Genomic DNA, 17940 nt, shown 5'->3' with positions numbered 1-17940 from the left:
CCATAAGATTCTACCGGGTCTTTTGATGTAAGTTTATAATATGTTGGATGAAGTGGCTAAATGAAATCAAATTATTATAATAATGACTGGAATATAGTGGCGATATATTGTATAATTTTTTCATATGAGGTAAAGATTATAGTTTTTATAAATGAAGTTAATATTACTGTTAACATCTCGTTTTACTTCCAAGATTTTCGGCATGACTTAAATTGCTTTGTACAAAAACCCTAATGAAACACTGGATGAGGTAGAAATCATAGGTTGTGATAATGGAATTGATTGGACTGTTTTGTATGAGGATTGGATGGTCAAGCTTATTGCTGAGAAGGAAAATATTGTATATGTCGATTATCTTCATTACAAAGGAGAAGTTTTGCGTTTTGCTGATATAGTAGAAAGCTATTATAAAAAGTCTTTGAACAATAATATGCCGGAGAATGAATTTGAAAGAAAAGGATATATAGCGTTCTGGAATGAATGGAAAAGGAGGAAAGCTGGTGGAATATAACATATTATTTATGGTCCATAAGAATGCTGTTGCATCTAATAGTATGGCACCAATTTTTGATAATTATGAATGGTGGCTAGATTTGGCTGGAAAAGCCCTTGATGAAGCAGAAGAGTTTGAAATGAGACTTTGGAAAGATGATTTGGAAGGCATTGAATCCGGCCAAAGGTTTGGTGAGAAAGTACCCAATTATGAAACCAAGGAAGTAGTTTTTAGAGGAAAAATAACTCCTCAATTTAAGCAAGAGATTTTAACTAATTATTTAGCTAAAAAAGGGCATATAAAATGGTTTACCTTATTTCTAAAGAAGGATAATGAGTATATTTTCTCCAGTGAACACTATGGAGATGAAACCTACGTTTCCGCTTATACAGAAGAACAGGTGCAAGCTGTTCAGGAATGGGCTAAGAATTATCCGATTATTTGGAGAGTAGATGTTTTTGAATGTGAATAAATGATACATTGTGTAACATTAAATTAAGTAGTAAGGGGAGAAAGAAGTGAATTTTAAAGAAGTATTAAATCTTCATCTAAAGGCTATAGAAAATAAAGATTTGGAGACTTTCATTACAACAATCAGTAAGGAAGACGTCACACTAATTATGCCAAATGGAACATTGATTAATGGCAGGGAAGAGTTTATTGAGTTTCATAAAGATTGGTTTTCGGATAAAGATTGGACCTTAAATTACGAAATATTAAAAATAGAAGAGGGAGAAGAAGCATCATTTGCATTGTTGAAAGTAAATTACAAAGATATTGATTTTAACGGCAATGAATACTCACTGAATTACTATCTTACATTGCTATTTAAAAAGATTGATGGGGAATGGGGTCTGATTTATGATCAAAACACTCTATTCAACAATAAATAGCAAAAGGATAGGATAATTATTTAGTCAACGGAAAGGTAATAAAACATCATACACTTGCAAATGGTGATAGTTTGACAGGACATGAAAGCCAATGGTAAGTGATTTGTATGCAAAAGTAGGTTCATCTCAAAGCCTCGCATTAAATATGAGAGAAAATCTCTATTTATATCGAGGCTTGTATTTTTTATAAGCCATAGACCAGCTAATTAATGTCAGGCATATTTTAGAAAGTATAATTTTACCTTAATATTAGTTTTCCATAATGGGTTTCGAGAAAGGCTTCCTTAATTGTTATAAACGCTCCCAAAGGAAGCCTTTCTTATGTCCCAAAATTTTTTGTACAAGTGTTAACATTTTTGTACATGCATCAATATATTGTACTGAGAGATGAAGCAATAGCTTTAATCTCCAGAATAAAAATTGTTTTGAAAGGAGGGATATCATGACGCCTAACGATAAAGCTTTTGAAAAGGATCAACAGATTCTCGTTGATAAAGAATATGAGGAAGAAGAGCAGGAAATTGAGCAGAAGCAAGTAAATAAGCAGATAAACTACAATCCTTTTGTTCAGAAAATAGTTATAAAGCAGACTCAGGGTCAGAAAGCAGAAAACGAGGTAGAGAGTGAAGCAGAAGCTAAAGCAGTAGCAGAAGCCGAAGTTGAAAATGAGGAAGGAAAGCATGGAAGACCATATTGATAAAAGAGAGAATAAATAAGGAATATAACAAGTTCATATTATGAAAGGAGGGTAAATGGATGGTAGAAATTAAAGATAATAAGCTTAACCTTGATTTGGCTAAGCAGATTGATAAGGATATAGATGTTGAGAAAGAATTTGAAAAGGATAGTCAATTCAGCAAACAGAGGCAATTCAATAAACAATACAACTACAACTGGTTTGACCAGAAAGTTATAGTGAAGCAGCTTCAGGGTCAGAAAGCAGAAAATGATGCCGACAGCGATGCAAATGCCAAGGCTGAAGCAGAAGCTGAAAATGAGGGAAAAAGATAATTAATTATATTTTCCTCTCCTAATATAAGTGATATTTGAGCTAGCGCTAGCTTCACAAGGAGATGAGCAATGCTATGAAGGATATATATGAGCCGCTTTTACTTGAAGATAATGCAGATAATAATATTGAAAAAAGAATAGTCAGCACCGGAACCAATAACAAGCTCCAACATCAGCAGAGCTTGCAAAGTAATAAACAGGATTTGGACCAAGCGGTGGAACTTGATGTAAAGCCTTCACAGCTCAATTTGCAGCGCATAGATGTGACAATAAATAATAAAATTGAAAATTATTCGGGGAAAATAATTGGTTCCGTACTGAGAGAAACTGATGGGCAACAAGTGGCAAATGCGATTATCTTATTGTACTTTGGATCTGGTACAGAGTTTCCTGTTTATAGAACCACGTCAGATGAAAACGGGAACTTTTTTATAAATGACCTACCTCCTGGATTTTATACAATTGTTGCCACATTTAACAATATGCAATGCATATCCCGAAATTTAAAGGTTCTTCCGGGTGAAACATGTGAACAGTCTTTATCATTGGTACAAAGAGTAAATTATACTTATAATCAAAGCAACTGGTAGGGCGATATAAACATCTTCTTTTGTTAGAAAGTACAAGATAAGGACAGTTTCAACTTACTATAATTATAAATTACCTTTTTATCTACTTTCCTTCATGATTTGTCGAAAGGTTTCCTTAATTTGGAATTATCCTATAGGAAACCTTTCTTGCTTATTATATGAATCATCACAGTAAGAGGATACATAATTTGATGTGATTTAAAAATATTTAGGGGTCAATAAAGCTCTGATTGACATGACAAGATATACAAGTTGTGGACAGCATTGGAAAAAATATTGGAAATACTTGACTGAAAATTTCAACAAGTTTATAATATGGATAACAATTATTAATAAGAAAGGCTATTATTGTAATTTTTAATAATAAGGATTCTTTTTTTGCAGTACATTATGTCAAGCCCATATAAAAGTAGAATTTTGCTTTTATATGGTTTATAAAAAGTTGCCAAAATGCTATATTATCCCTAAGAATGATAAATACTATATTGAGGTTGATTTGCATCCAATGGGCACTTAAATATTGCCATTAATATATTAAATAGGAGGATGAGAAACATGCCTAATTTCGCAAATCCATTTCAGGGCAATGTTAATCGTAAACTCACCAAGGAAGAGCTTATACAGGCAATTCGTTTAGATATTGCCGGTGAACTTGAAGCCATCTATCTTTATGATGCGCATGTTCAAGCAACAGATGATGAAATAGCTAAAAAAGTCATTGCAGACATACGTGATGAGGAGAAAGCTCATGTGGGAGAGCTGATGGAACTTCTTAGAATCCTTGATCCTAAAGAAGCTGAGTTGTTTGCTTCCGGTCAGGAAGAAGTTAGAGAGATGCTTGAAGATTTAGGAATTACCCTATCTAAGGATGAAGAAAAGAGCAGCAATTCGATTTCTCCTACCGTAGGAAGTCTTATTGACAAGTAAAAACATAAGATATCGAGAAGGAGGTTTATATTATGAGTTATTTATCAAGGGAAGCTTCTACCCTATCAGATAAACTCTGGGAAAAGATAGATTCAGCAGTTATTGACGCAGCTCGTAGGGCCCTTGTTGGCAGAAGATTTCTTCATATATTTGGACCTCTCGGAGTTGGAGTAAACTTCATAGCAATCGATGATGTGGATGAAATAGATGAAGTGTCACAAGATGGTATAATTATTACAAAGGGTAGAAGACTCGTTGAAATACCTACTATTTATGATGATTTTACATTGCTTGCAAAGGATTTGGAACACAGCGACAGAATGGGATTTCCTGTTGATCTTTCAAGGGCAATGGCAGCAGCAGAAGCTTGCTCATTGAAGGAGGATAGATTAATTTTCTTTGGGGATAGTGAACTTGGCTATGAAGGATTATTGACTGCTCAAGGTATTAATAGGATTTCTAAAAAAGAGTGGGCAGAGGGAGAAAATGCTTTTACCGATGTAGTTTCCGGAATGCAATTATTGACAGAAAATGGCATATACGGTCCATATGCTCTTGTAGTAAGCCTTGATCTTTATACTCAATTGCAGAGATTGCAACCTGGAACAGGATTATTGGAAATAGACAGGATCAGTAAGTTGGTGGACGGAAGAGTATTCAAATCTCCTGTATTAGGAAAGAATAAGGCTATACTTGTATGCCCCGAGTCAAGAAATATGGATCTTGTCATAGGACAGGATATGGCAGCAGCATACCTTGAACAGAAAGAACTTAATCATGTAATAAGGATATTGGAAACTGTTTTATTGCGCATTAAACGCAAAAAAGCCATAGTGGTTTTTGAATAGATGATAAAATAAAAAAAGGAGTCCATAATCATGGCCATGATAGAAGCCATGATTTGGACTCTATTTTGCTAAGTTGATTATATAATAGAGTCTATGTTTTTGGAAAATATATCCAACAATTCATTATCAAATTGCCCATGAGAATTTTTCATAATATCTAGTGCTTCATCTATAGAAAATGCTTTTCTGTAAGGCCTGTTAGAAGTTAATGCATCATATACATCACATATGCTTATGATTCTTGCCACGAGAGGTATTCTTTGCTTCTCCAACTTCATGGGATAGCCATTTCCATCCCAGCGTTCATGATGATATAATGCTGCATGTTGCATTTCGATGGGCATTAAATGCTTTTTCAATAGATTATATCCTAATTTGGAATGTTCCATCATTATACTGAACTCATCTATATCTAGACTACCTTTTTTATTTAAAATGTTTATATTAACTTCAGTCTTTCCAATATCATGCAGCAATCCTGAGTAATATATTGTCTCTGAATTTATGTTGGCAGCTATGATTTTATTGAACCTATTTGAGTATTTTGCCACACTCATGGAATGGCGATATGTATTATCATCAAATTTAAGCCTTTCTATCAAGCTGTGAAGTTTTGACAAAGAAACACCTTTCAACTGTGGGATGTCATTAACAACCTCCAAAAATATTCACCTCAAAATCAATTATTGTACTCAGTTATGGTACGTTCCTATAAATTATTAAAACCATGGCGCTATATTTAGCCATGGTTTAAAAAACCTATCTTGGCAACCCGACTGTCATAGTGTTATAACACCTTAGACTCGTAGCTTTGCGTCCCTACCTTTCGATAGGTTTGCCTTTATCATATAGCTTTACCTATATATATTAAATTATGTTATGTTTTTTCTATATTATCAGTATTTACATTATATTTCCATTTCTTTATTTTGTCAACACATGTCTATGATTGCTAGACAATGTTTTAATTAGCATTTTTATGCAAAGAAATAAAAGTGAAGTATAGACATTGTAGAAATCATGCTATTTTAGTAGAATTAGAATTAACAGTATCTCGGTATAGAGCTTATAATATACGCAGAACTAAAGATAATAGCAGGGGGAGCATATATGACAATAAAGATTGAGAAACAGCACAATATTCTTTTGCATAGATATGAGACTCTTTTTATTAACAGCCCCGATGGAATAGCCTGCTTCGACAAAAATCATATTATATTAGATGTAAATGATAGTTTTGTGAAAATTTTTGGCTATTCAAAAGATGAATGTATAGGCAGGAATTTGGATGACTTGGTAGTACCTAAAGAGATGAAGCGGGAAGTACTAAATATGACTAATGAGTTGTTTGAAAAAGGCATATTAAATTTCGAAGCTACCAGATATACAAAGACGGGACATCCAGTTATTGTCAATATCAGAGGTATACTCATGAAGTTGGATGGTGAAATACTTGGAGGTTATGCTATATATACTGATATAACGGAAAAGGTAAAGTATAAAAATGAGTTGGAAGCCACTATAGACCAATTAATGTCCAGCGAGGAGGAGTTAAGGGCTCAGTATGATGAGATACAGGAATATACTGAGAAAAATGAAGAGCTGAGGCAAAAATATGAGATTGCTATAGAAGCTACTGGCAGTTTTATATGGGAGGTTAAAATCCACCAAAAAACTATCAACTTCTCCAAGAACTTTATAGACTTGGTGGGATATGATGCCATTCAAAAAGAAAGCATTTATGAAGTTATAGAGAAAGTCGTATATGAGGAAGACAGGTGTATATTGATTGACAGTATCAACCGATATTTAGCAGTAAAAGATGGAAATATAGACACCCAAATAAGAATCATAGATAAAAATGGGCAAATTCATTGGTATCTGGTAAGAGGGAAAACCATAAAGGATAGAGATGGGAATCCTAGAAGTGTTCATGGAGTATTGGTGGATATTACAGAAATAATGCTAAAAGAAGAATGTGTTACATACATGGCAGATAGGGATCCTCTCACCGGGCTATATAATAGAAGGAAGTTTTCGGAAGTTCTAAGAGATGAGCTGAATAACAGCAGAAAAGGTGCTATTTTTTTATTGGATATTGATGATTTCAAAAACATTAATGACATATTGGGACATGTTTATGGTGATGAAGTGCTAAAAAGAGTGGCTAGCATGATGAAGGATACGTCATGGGAGAACATGATTGCCTTTAGGTTTGGAGGAGACGAGTTTCTGGTCCTTCTTAAAGAACATGAAACTCACAAGATAGAAGAATATGCGGAAAGGCTTATAGGTTTCTTTAGGGACAGGATAATTGTGGATCAGATGGAAAATAGCATAACAGTAAGTGTAGGGATAGTTCAATATCCAAATGACGGTAATAACATTGATGATCTTCTAATTAAGGCAGACATAGCCATGTATAATGTAAAAAGAAAAGGTAAGAACAATTATTTATTTTTTGATGAAAAAATGAAAGAGAAATTTAATAAAAAAATAAGGATAGAAAATATATTGAGAAAAGCTCTAAAAAATGAAAGCTTTGTATTGTACTATCAACCCATAATAGAAACCCGTACAGGAAAAGTTGCATCCTTTGAAGCCCTTCTGAGAATAAAGGATTTCAATATTTCCCCAGAGGTTTTCATTCCAATAGCGGAGGAAACAGGTCTCATAATACCGATAGGCAAATGGGTAATTAAAGAGGCAATAAAACAAATGAGAAGATGGAGAGATAAAGGTCATAATTCTTTACCTATATCAATAAACCTATCTCCAAGGCAGTTCTTTGATATAAATCTCATTGATTATATAAAGAAAACTCTTGAGGAGTATGATGTAGATCCATCCTTTTTGGAAGTAGAGATAACAGAAAATGTTTTTGCAGAGAAAAAGTTTGAGACTGTTAATATATTAAACAGGTTGAAAGCTTTAGGAGTGATGATTTCCTTAGATGACTTCGGTACAGGTTATTCTTCTTTAAATTATCTGACCTTTATGCCTTTAGATAAGGTAAAGTTGGATAAAAGCCTCAAAGATAAATTTATAGAGTTGGAAAATATAAAGATAATGGATAGCCTCATAGCTCTAGTTCATGGATTAAATCTGAAGGTTGTTACAGAAGGGGTAGAAGAGGTGGAAGAGTTTAGAAGGATGAGAAGAGCAGGCAGCGATTATCTTCAGGGATATTTGTTCAGTAAACCAATAACAATAGAAGAAATTGGAGAAATTCTTAACAAAGATTATACTAAATTACTGCCTAAATAGAAGAGAGAAGTGCCTTATTTGTGACATGCTATATGTTGTATAGGTGCATATGGTCTAAGGGATATTGAGACTTCATATTGGTAATTTTAATATATGAGGAATTGAACAAAAGCATTAATAAAAAACAGAGATAATATTCAATTATTTTAAGGTAATGAGAGTATTGAATAATATAGGGGTGTAAACTATGCTTGATATAACATTGCTGGGAAGCGGGGGAAGTATGCCTATGCCTCATAGATTTCTATCATCCCTCCTTATCAGTTATAAAGGACGAAAGATATTAATAGATTGTGGGGAAGGCACCCAGGTAGCCATGAGAAAGATGAACACAGGATTTAAAAACATTGATATAATTTGTATTACCCATTTACATGGAGATCATGTATTCGGTTTGCCAGGACTAATATCTACCATGAGAAACAGTGAAAGAACAGAGAAGATTGTAATAGTAGGACCGGAGGGGACTCGCGGAGTTCTTAGGGATCTCTTGAGTCCCATTACATATATGCCTTTTGAGCTGGACATAATTGAGAATCCCAAAACTCCTCTGGAGATCATTAAGTCTTCAGTAGGGCTTCAGTTTCACGAGTATCATGAATCAGAAAATCAGGAGATAATATTCTCAACTTTGGCTCTTGAACATTCATCACCATGTTTGGGATACTCTTTTTATTTGAAAAGGAAACCGAAATTTTCTGTGGAAAAGGCAGAATTAAATAAAGTACCCATGGAAATATGGGGAAGGCTTCAAAAAGGGGAAACAGTTGTATATGATAGCGTGGTCTATGAGCCACATATGGTTTTGGGAGAGAAGAGAAGAGGTATAAAAGTCAGTTTTGTATCTGATACAAGGCCCACGGAAGCTATACCTGATTTTATCAGGGATAGCGATCTATTCATATGCGAAGGAACCTATGGAGATGATATGGACAGCGAAAAAGCCCAACGAAATAGGCATATGACATTTAAAGAAGCTGCAATGCTTGCAAAAGACGGGGAAGTAAGAGAATTGCTATTGACTCATTTCAGCCCGTCCATGGATAAGCCCGAAATGTACAGGCAAAATGCAGCAGAAATATTTGCAGATGTGATAATTGGCTATGATGGATATATGAAGACAATATCATTTAAGGACGAATAATAAGAATAGATTTACATTTTTTAAGGTGTAACTTTTGCACAATTCCTAAATAGGTTATTAGTGAGGAAGGCATGTTTCCAAACAATAATCTATAAACATGTAAAACAAAAAGAGCAATTGATCTGATTCTGACCATTTGTCATGTTGCATGCGACAGCCTTAAGGCAACAGCAATCATTCGTGACTTTAAGGCACAAGCTACACAAGGATTGTTAGAATGCAGAATCAGACCAATTATTGTATCTTTATTAGGAGAGCATGTACTAAGAGAGGCCAATCACTATCTTCGACTGTTGAAAATCTATTTGCATAGTTCTATTAAGTCACTGCTGCATCATATGATATTATATGTTTCAATGGTACGACAGTGAGTATCTTATTGAAATATTTTGTCATTTATTTTATATTCTGTTTTTTCTGTTATGATTGATTTTCATCTATTTTGTCATTTTATATATGATTTTGCGCAAATTTTGCCATTAAAAGCAAGTTTAGTATAAAAAAAGCAAGATATATGTTATAATGAATACATTATAGGGGTTAAGATGAATGATAAAGGGGTGAATCATGATTGAAAAATCTACATAAGCGAATGGTGGCTTTTATGCTGGTTTGTTTCTTGGTACTGGCTTCGGGTGTATATGCAGCTGATGCATTGTATCGTTTAATGCATAATGACCATGATGCATTAGTAATTGGTGAAATAATAAGCATAGAAGGAAATAATACAATAGTGAAAGTAGAGAAGAGCATAATAAGTTCTAAAGATATAAATGCGAACAATCCCAGAAAGCAGTTGCAGCTTAAGGAAGCAAAGATAATAGAACCCTTTGGGTATAACTTCTTTTATAATGAGGATGGGAGCAATATGATTGATCCATCTGTTGGGGATTATGTGTTGATTTCACTTATGAAGTCAGGAAACGGTCTTAAGGTGGCTTGGGGTGCCTATAAGGTGGATAGTTTGGATTATAAAAGCTTATCTATAGTTTTACCTGAAGGGTGTCCCGTATGGGCTAAGATGGATGCTGCCGCCATTAAAGCTTTTGTTAACAGTGATGGAAAAATAACCGAGTTTTCATTTGACGGTGATGCAAATATAGTGCGTTCAGGCGAGAATATTATTTTTGACGGAAGTAAAGAGGATGCAGCAGATGCTATGTCCGAAGATATAAAAGACACTGACAAAGACGAATATAATGATGAATTCCAATCATCCATAAACATAATTGGTGGATCTGACGGACCGACATCAGTATTTATTTCCGGAAATCCATTAGTAGCATTGATAATACCTATAGTTGCAATTGTTATTTTATGTTTAGCCGCAGGATATGTGGTGAAGAAAAAAAGAAAATGATAAAGTAAAAGGTCAGGCTTCAAGGGCATGTTAAAATTACAACCTGACCTTTTTTATTGCTTTACATCAAATATCATCAATACTGTATTGAGTTTTCTTCCGGGAGATGTGATCATTTTGCCTTTGGCATAAAGAGCAGACGAAGCTCCACCGTCAAGATTCATGGCCTTTACGCAGCCTAGATCTAGCATCACTTGAGCCAGCTCAGTCATGTTCAAACTGCCACCGGTTACCAATTTAAGTCTGTTATCCTTGGTAATGCCTATGGCAGATCTTAGAGCTCTGTTAACAGTTATTTTGTCCTCCTTAAATCCTTGTGCTGCTGCATCTGCTATAATCATTCCATCTTTCACCAGGTATGGTCCTGCTGAAATCATATGCTCAATTTTTTGTATATCTATTATTAGTGTTTCCATATTTTCGGTTATTGCTTCCGCTAAAGCAGCACTGTTATCTGCAACAGCTTTCTTAATTATATTATCAGTATCTATAACTAAAGTATCTTTATGATAAAAGTCAACTGTTTTACCTACGTCGAACCTTTGATTTATATAATCGTCATTGGCTGCATCCTTGCCATAGTATATAACAAACCCATCTTTAGGTATGGAAATACTTGTGGTTTTTAATTCTATTTTACAAACCTTTTTATTTGAAATAATTATTGCTTTTCCCTCTGGCACAGATAGAGATTCTCCTCTTTCCGGAGTATATAGATAAACTCCTGTAGAATCTATAGGTTTAGAGTTTATATACCAGACATTAAAAAGGTTAAAGTCCATACCGTTCTTGGCATTATCCCAATAGTTTTTAGTTTCCCTGTCCACACATCCATACAGAAGAGTCTGTTTAGCTGATAGCGTAGAGGAAGCGGTTTTTTCTTCTTTTTTTTCTTTGCCATCTTCCAAGGCAGGTATGGCTTTATAACTTAGCTCAACGGTCCTTCCTATTCTGAATCTGTCGCTTATGTACTTATCATCGGCGGCATTTGGTGCATAATAAATCAAATATCCATTTGAAGGTATCATGATTTCTTTTGGGTTTTTTGCTATCTTTGTAATCTTGTTGTCTATAACTTCTATGGCTGTGCCCTTTTCAAGTCTGATACTGATGCCTCTTGCAGGAGTGTAGATATATACTCCTGTGCTGTCTTTTGGAAGATTATTGACATACCACACCTTGAAAAGATTGAAATCCATGGCTTGCCTAGTATTATTCCATTCGTTTTGCCTTTTGCCATCCAAGTATCCGTCTATTTCCACTTTGAAATAATCCATATCCACTTTATTTTTATCTTTAATAAAAAGTGATGCATTTTTACCTTCCATGTATGTAAATTCATTGTCTTTAATAATAGAACCGTAGGGTTCCAGTGAGCTATATGCATCGAAGAAATTAGCGTTTATCGCTGCTATAGGCTTTTTTCGATTTATCATAGATATAAAATCTTCGGATCCGCTTACTTTGTCGTTTGCAGTAACTACCTCAAGCACTATATCAGGGCTGTTTAAATCTACGGTAACTACATTCACTGTTTTGTATGAGTTGCCTATTTTATATGTATGAGTGCCTATCCCAATATTTTCCGGAGCAGAATATACAGTAGTTTGAGTTGTGACTATGATTGATGTTGCCAAAACAAGAGCGAAAATTTTCTTCATAATAGCCCCCTATGATTATCTTAAATATTTGATTATAATTATACCATATAAAAAAGAAAAACAGCTCCTAATGTCGAAAAATATATATTGTTGTAAAAAAATGAATGCAGACTTGAGTTATTAATATTATATGGATATAATATTGCCAAAATATATTGGGGACACTTGATGAAAATACTTCATAAAGTCAATGAAACGGAGGCGGAGAAAATGATTAAAGTTGTATCCAAGCATTATGTCAAAGAAAATAAGATTCAGGAGTTTGTTGAGAATGCTGCAAGAATGGTTGAAGCTACAAGGAAGGAAGAAGGTTGTATCAGCTATGGATTGTTCCAGGATGACAATGACCCTAAGATACTCACATTTATAGAAGAATGGGAGTCTAAGGAGGCATTGGAAAAGCATAAGACTACAGAACACTTTACAAACATTGTGCCTATTTTAAAAAAGCTTGATGAAAAGCCGGGCGAACTCAATATATATAATCAAGTGCTATAGGAAAGACATTGGAGAGGAAAGATTATTAATGAAGCCATAGATGGCATGGTTGATAGAGAATTCAGTGCTGATGCAGGTCTTAATTTGCTCCAATTTCATTAGGAAGAACAAGGATCAGATTTGAATAAATAATTTCAGTCTGATTCTTTTTTTGATCATAAGAAACCTTTCATAGATAATGTATTGAAAAGTTCAGCAATATATATTACATTATAAAATAGTTTAATAATTAAATTATTTAGAGGGTGAATTAATGAAAATATGCATTGATATGAAGGAGTTGGATAAGGTAGCCTATGAATTGCATAAGAAGCTCTTTGCCAAGATCACTGAAGGCATTGACATTCCTGTAACAAGTACCCAGATATACATGTTGTTTTACATAAGAACCCAAGAGCAGTGCATGGTAAGCGACATTGCAAACTATTTGGGAGTTACTATGGGAGCTGTCACAAGCTTGGTTGACAGATTATTCGATTTTGGTCTGGTGAACAGGTATAGAAGTGAAATAGACAGGCGACAGGTGATAATAAAACTTAGCGAGAAGGGAGGAGATTTGCTGAAAAAAATTGATATGAAACGAATGGAATTATTCGACTATTATACAAAAGATGTAGATAAAGAAGATCTAAACTATCTAAATGATGTTATGGATAAGATAATCATGAAAATTCTCAATTCATAGAAGCATTGTTGGATATAAGCATATGTGTAAAAGGATTAGGAGGACATATACAATGAAAAGAAATTTATCACTTGCTGTACTAATTGTATTAAGCATTAGCCTAAGCATAGGATGCAGCTCTCAAAAAGAAGTTGAGACAGCTGATGTTATAATGGATCAGCCTATAACAGTAGAAGTAGAACAAGTTACCATTGGAAATATTGAAAATTATATAAGTTATAGTTCGAAAGTTAAGCCGGTTCAAGAAATAATGGTGCTGCCAAAAGTACCAGGTAAGGTTGAAAAAATCAACTTTGATTTAGGTGATAGAGTCAAGAAAGGGCAAGTATTGTTCGAACTGGATAAGACAGACGCATTGCTTCAACTGAATCAGGCTGCGGCAGCAGTTGAAATGGCAGAATTGAATCTGAAGATAATGTCTGGTACTGCCCATGAGCAACAGATGCTACAGCTTAAGTCTGCTGTGGCTTCTGCAGAGATTAACTATAATGATGCCAAAACAAATGTTGACACAATAAAAACTTTATATGAAGCAGGGGCAGAAACAAAATTTAACTATGATAGAGCCCTGTCTCAGTTGGAACTTGCAAGGCAACAATATGAGACTGCCAAAGCAAATTTGGAATTGATAGAACAGAAGAGTCATGCTGAAAGTGTTGAAACAGCTCAAGCCCAATTAAACCAGGCTAAAGTGTCCTATGACATTGCAAAAAATGCTGTGGATAATATGAGTGTCAAATCTCCTATAAGTGGAGTTGTATCTGCTATGAATATCAAGGTTGGGGAGTATGTAAGTACTGCATCTCCATCATTTATAATTATCGATGATTCTAGTTATATTGTGGAAGTGGATGTAAATGAGGATGTTATTGGCAAAATTCATGTAGGAGATAAAGTAAATGTTTCCATAGGAGCCATATCGGAAGGAACATTGTCTGGAACCATAACAGCAACAGCGCCTTCTGCGGATATATCCAAACAGACCTTCTTAGTAAAAATCACCTTGGATAATCCGCCAGACGCCATAAAAGGTGGAATGTTTGCCCAGATTCAGTTCATTGTGGACAGGGCAGAAAACTGCACATCAGTTCCTCTGACTTCTGTTATAGAGGAAGAAGGTAAAAAATACGTATTTGTAGTCGATGGTGATAAAGCTAGAAAGAAGGAAGTTGTTACCGGCATTTTTAATGATAAGGAAATCCAGATAATAGATGGACTGACTGAGGGTGAAAAGGTTGTCGTAAAAGGTCATGATTTCTTGAAAGACGAATCAACAGTAGTGATTTCAGCTAATTAAGAGGTGTAAATATGAGAATACATGAAGTATCTGTAAAAAGACCGGTAGCCATACTGATGTGTGTGTTGATAGTGCTTGTGTTGGGTGGGGTATCTCTTTCCAAGATACCTGTTGACTTATTGCCTGATATCAGCTACCCTATTGCAATTGTTTCGACAACCTATTCAGGTGTTGCACCCCAAGAAATTGAGAGCATTGTGACAAAGCCTATAGAGAATGCCATCGCTACCGTAAATAATGTGAAATCTATTCAATCCATATCCAGTGAAGGCAGTTCCACAGTCATAGTAGAATTTAACTCTGGTACGGATATGGATTTTGCCACTTTGAACATGAGAGAAAAAATTGATATGATCAAGGGTTTTCTTCCTGATGATGTAGGGGATCCGGTGGTAATGAAGATGGATCCTAGTATGCTTCCAGTAGTGACCATAAGTGTTACCAACGGGTCAGATGAAATCAAATTGAAGAGCTTTACAGAGGAGAATATCAAACCAAGACTGGAGAGACTATCTGGTGTAACTTCCGTAAGCCTTGCAGGTGGAAGAACTCAGGAGATACAAGTAAATGTGGATCCTCAGAGAGCTTCAGGTTATGGAATATCTCTAAACCAGATTATGACCATATTGCAAACTGAAAACCTTAACCTTCCTGGTGGAACTGTAGAGTATGGAGGGAAAAAGCTTTTGGTCAGGAGTACAGGGGAGTTTCACAGTATTGAACAGATTAAAAATATCCCTATCTCCATGGCCAATGGGACCACCATATATGTTCGTGATATAGCAGAAGTGGTGGATACCACCAAACCAATAGAGTCCTATAGCAGAACCAATGGCAGAAACAGTATCAGCCTTAGTGTTCAGAAGCAGACAAATGCCAATACTGTCACTGTTGCGAGGGCAGTAAAGGAAGAAATAGAGAAGATTATAAAGGAGTACCCTGATTTGAACATCGATGTAGTTTTCGATCAGGGACAGTATATTGAGATGTCAGTAAGCAATGTGGCAAACAATGCAATATTGGGTGGAGTACTTGCAGTGCTCATATTGTTTGTTTTTCTAAAAAATATAAGAACCACACTGATAATCGCTACTGCTATACCCATATCCATAATAGCCACATTTGTAATGGTGTATTTTGCAGGCATATCCCTCAATATAGTTTCCCTTGGAGGTCTTGCCCTTGGAGTAGGAATGCTGGTTGATAATGCCATAGTTGTATTGGAAAACATATATAGACATAGAAGTGAAGGTTACAACAGGATAGAGGCTGCATTATATGGGACCAAGGAAGTAGGCAATGCCATACTAGCTTCTACAATGACCACCATAGTAGTATTTCTTCCTATTGCATTTACAGAAGGAATTGCAGCTCAGTTATTTAAGGATATGGCTCTCACCATAACCTTTTCATTGGTGGCCTCTTTAATAGTAGCATTATCATTTATACCTATGCTAAGCTCGAAGTTTTTAAAAACAATTGAAGCTAATGAAGGTTCAAGAAATAAGCTGCTTAATATAGTCATGAACAAGTGGGATAATGTAATAAACAGCTTAGATAAATTCTACCAGAGGATATTGAAATGGGTATTGAAACATAAGGCAATGACGTTGGTTATAGTTCTTTCAATATTCATATTCAGTCTTACTCTAATCCCTTTTATTGGTTCAGAGTTTATGCCTGCAATGGATCAGGGAATGTTCACAATAGATATTGAAATGCCAAAGGGAAGCTTACTTGAGAATACCAATGAGATTGCAGAAAAGCTGGAAGATATGCTTTCTAAGATACCTGAGGTGGAAACTGTTTATGTCAGTGTCGGTGGTTCAGGAGTTATATCAATGACAAGCGGTTCCAGCAGTGATACGGCTTCCATAAGTGTCACTTTGAAATCTTTAAAAGATAGAGAAAGAAGTACTTCTGAGGTTGTAGAAGAAATACGAAACTCTGTTAAAAACATTGCTGGTGCCAATATAAGCATAACAGAGCTTTCTACAAGCTTTGGGGGAATGTTTGGAGGCGATTCAGTTTCCATACAGATAAGTGGTCCTGATTTAGAGAAACTGGAGGATATTTCTAAAGATGTTGTACAAATTGTATCAGCTACTAAGGGTACCAGAGAGGTGGAGTCCAGTATTTCCGAAGGTAGACCGGAAGCTCAGATATATGTAAATCGTGACAAGGCATCGGCTTACGGACTATCTACTACCCAGATTGCATCTGTTATAAGGACTGCAGTAGAGGGTAATGTGGCTACCACTTACAAAGTAAATGGTACAGAAATAGATATAAAGGTTCAATATCCGGAAGACAAAAGAAATACTTTGGAGCAACTGAAGTCCATATCCATATTGTCTCCATTAGGTATGAAAATTCCATTGCTGGATGTGGCCCAAGTCAAGCTTGAGCAAGGCCCTACAAGCATAAGCAGAGTAGATCAAGAACGCTATGTGACGGTTACAGCTGATGTTTTCGGTAGAAGCTCGGGAGATGTAAATGAAGAGCTGGAAGAGAAGTTAAAAACCTATAGTTTGCCAGAAGGTTATTCCATTAAGTTTACAGGTGAAAATGAATTAATGGTAGAAGCTTTCCAGGATCTCACCTTGGCTTTGATATTGGCAGTAGTATTGGTGTACATGGTAATGGCAATACAGTTTGAATCATTGGTTCATCCATTGACAATAATGTTTTCAGTGCCTGTTGCTTATTCTGGTTCCTTATTCGGTCTCGCTATTACAAGAACGCCCATCAGTGTTCCTGGATTTATCGGAGCAATAATGCTGGCAGGTATAGTTGTTAACAATGCCATAGTTTTGGTTGATTATATAAATACTTTAAGAGGAAGAGGATTGGGAAGGGATGAGGCAATCATCAAAGCAGGACCTACCAGGTTAAGGCCTATACTTATGACTACCTTGACCACCATATTGGCATTGATACCTTCAGCCATTGGATTAGGAGAAGGAGCAGAGGCTATGGCTCCATTGGCCATTGTAGTGATGTTTGGCTTGACTACTTCCACCATATTGACATTGCTTATAGTGCCGGTAATATATTGCTTTTTTGATAATATTACAATGATATTCAAGAAAAAATCAAAAAATCCAAAGGCAGAGTTAGACGTAAATCCATAGAAGCATAACAGGGTCAGGTTTCTATTAACCTGACCCTGTTCCATGTGCGCCCAGCATGGGCGCAAGCTAGTCGGTGAAAGTCCGATACGGGGGTTGATAGCGCCAACCGTTAGCTTAAGACAAGGGTGTCCA

General features: G+C 35.4%; 17 protein-coding genes, 1 pseudogene and 1 riboswitch. Of the genes and pseudogenes, 16 read left to right on the top strand and 2 right to left on the bottom strand.

Annotated elements, in window-relative coordinates; all coding sequences use genetic code 11:
* Window positions 1-217 precede the first annotated feature (217 nt).
* From BUB48_RS13440 to BUB48_RS13405, 8 genes are all read left to right on the top strand, one after another.
* A complete protein-coding gene (locus tag BUB48_RS13440) occupies window positions 218-511 on the top strand; it encodes a hypothetical protein (RefSeq protein ID WP_073026744.1) in 294 nt (97 codons plus the stop codon).
* Entirely contained in the window at window positions 501-965 is a 465-nt protein-coding gene (locus tag BUB48_RS13435) for a hypothetical protein (protein WP_073026743.1), read from the top strand. Before BUB48_RS13440 ends, BUB48_RS13435 begins: the two co-directional genes overlap by 11 nt.
* A gap of 46 nt (window positions 966-1011) precedes the next feature.
* The gene (locus BUB48_RS13430; protein WP_073026742.1) at window positions 1012-1386 is read left to right on the top strand and encodes a YybH family protein; all 375 of its coding nucleotides are present in this window, start codon (window positions 1012-1014) and stop codon (window positions 1384-1386) included.
* Between the two features lie 442 nt (window positions 1387-1828).
* Window positions 1829-2083 carry a hypothetical protein gene (locus BUB48_RS13425; RefSeq protein ID WP_073026741.1) on the top strand — a complete coding sequence of 85 codons (255 nt, stop codon included), beginning with the start codon at window positions 1829-1831 and terminating at the stop codon, window positions 2081-2083.
* Window positions 2084-2142: 59 nt separating this feature from the next.
* Window positions 2143-2397 carry a hypothetical protein gene (locus BUB48_RS13420; RefSeq protein ID WP_073026740.1) on the top strand — a complete coding sequence of 85 codons (255 nt, stop codon included), beginning with the start codon at window positions 2143-2145 and terminating at the stop codon, window positions 2395-2397.
* A 74-nt stretch (window positions 2398-2471) separates the two neighbouring features.
* Window positions 2472-2987 carry a carboxypeptidase-like regulatory domain-containing protein gene (locus tag BUB48_RS13415; RefSeq protein WP_175548426.1) on the top strand — a complete coding sequence of 172 codons (516 nt, stop codon included), beginning with the start codon at window positions 2472-2474 and terminating at the stop codon, window positions 2985-2987.
* A 555-nt stretch (window positions 2988-3542) separates the two neighbouring features.
* A complete protein-coding gene (locus tag BUB48_RS13410; protein ID WP_073026739.1) occupies window positions 3543-3914 on the top strand; it encodes a demethoxyubiquinone hydroxylase family protein in 372 nt (123 codons plus the stop codon).
* A 32-nt stretch (window positions 3915-3946) separates the two neighbouring features.
* A complete protein-coding gene (locus BUB48_RS13405) occupies window positions 3947-4762 on the top strand; it encodes a family 1 encapsulin nanocompartment shell protein (RefSeq protein WP_073026738.1) in 816 nt (271 codons plus the stop codon).
* Window positions 4763-4839: 77 nt separating this feature from the next.
* Here BUB48_RS13405 and BUB48_RS13400 read toward each other — a convergent pair whose 3' ends face one another.
* On the bottom strand, window positions 4840-5424 hold the full coding sequence (locus tag BUB48_RS13400; protein ID WP_073026737.1) for an HD-GYP domain-containing protein: 585 nt from the start codon (window positions 5422-5424) through the stop codon (window positions 4840-4842).
* A 101-nt stretch (window positions 5425-5525) separates the two neighbouring features.
* Window positions 5526-5612, bottom strand: a riboswitch (cyclic di-GMP riboswitch).
* Window positions 5613-5872: 260 nt separating this feature from the next.
* Here BUB48_RS13400 and BUB48_RS13395 point away from each other — a divergent pair.
* From BUB48_RS13395 to BUB48_RS13380, 4 genes and pseudogenes are all read left to right on the top strand, one after another.
* On the top strand, window positions 5873-8029 hold the full coding sequence (locus BUB48_RS13395) for a sensor domain-containing protein (protein WP_073026736.1): 2157 nt from the start codon (window positions 5873-5875) through the stop codon (window positions 8027-8029).
* 187 nt (window positions 8030-8216) lie between these two features.
* Entirely contained in the window at window positions 8217-9173 is a 957-nt protein-coding gene (locus tag BUB48_RS13390) for a ribonuclease Z (RefSeq protein WP_073026735.1), read from the top strand.
* 95 nt (window positions 9174-9268) lie between these two features.
* Window positions 9269-9544, top strand: a pseudogene (locus BUB48_RS19175) (DUF2935 domain-containing protein); the annotation flags it as partial.
* Window positions 9545-9744: 200 nt separating this feature from the next.
* The gene (locus BUB48_RS13380) at window positions 9745-10533 is read left to right on the top strand and encodes a hypothetical protein (protein ID WP_139249994.1); all 789 of its coding nucleotides are present in this window, start codon (window positions 9745-9747) and stop codon (window positions 10531-10533) included.
* A 53-nt stretch (window positions 10534-10586) separates the two neighbouring features.
* Here the strand turns inward: BUB48_RS13380 and BUB48_RS13375 are convergent, their stop codons facing one another.
* Window positions 10587-12194, bottom strand: coding sequence for a phosphodiester glycosidase family protein (locus BUB48_RS13375; protein ID WP_073026733.1), 1608 nt, complete (start codon window positions 12192-12194; stop codon window positions 10587-10589).
* 168 nt (window positions 12195-12362) lie between these two features.
* On the opposite strand from BUB48_RS13375, the gene BUB48_RS13370 reads away from it, so the two are divergent.
* The 4 genes from BUB48_RS13370 to BUB48_RS13355 all read left to right on the top strand — a co-directional run bounded on the left by BUB48_RS13370 (window position 12363) and on the right by BUB48_RS13355 (window position 17808).
* On the top strand, window positions 12363-12692 hold the full coding sequence (locus BUB48_RS13370) for a putative quinol monooxygenase (protein WP_242944221.1): 330 nt from the start codon (window positions 12363-12365) through the stop codon (window positions 12690-12692).
* Between the two features lie 253 nt (window positions 12693-12945).
* Window positions 12946-13377, top strand: a complete 432-nt coding sequence (locus BUB48_RS13365; protein ID WP_073026732.1) for a MarR family winged helix-turn-helix transcriptional regulator — start codon at window positions 12946-12948, stop codon at window positions 13375-13377.
* Between the two features lie 52 nt (window positions 13378-13429).
* A complete protein-coding gene (locus BUB48_RS13360; RefSeq protein ID WP_073026731.1) occupies window positions 13430-14674 on the top strand; it encodes an efflux RND transporter periplasmic adaptor subunit in 1245 nt (414 codons plus the stop codon).
* 11 nt (window positions 14675-14685) lie between these two features.
* On the top strand, window positions 14686-17808 hold the full coding sequence (locus BUB48_RS13355; protein ID WP_073026730.1) for an efflux RND transporter permease subunit: 3123 nt from the start codon (window positions 14686-14688) through the stop codon (window positions 17806-17808).
* Window positions 17809-17940 lie beyond the last annotated feature (132 nt).

The organism is Lutispora thermophila DSM 19022, from assembly GCF_900142105.1.
In the GTDB taxonomy this organism is placed as follows: domain Bacteria; phylum Bacillota; class Clostridia; order Lutisporales; family Lutisporaceae; genus Lutispora; species Lutispora thermophila.
The sequence above is the reverse complement of the archived record's forward strand: the minus strand, read 5'-3'. Positions and strand labels throughout refer to the sequence as shown.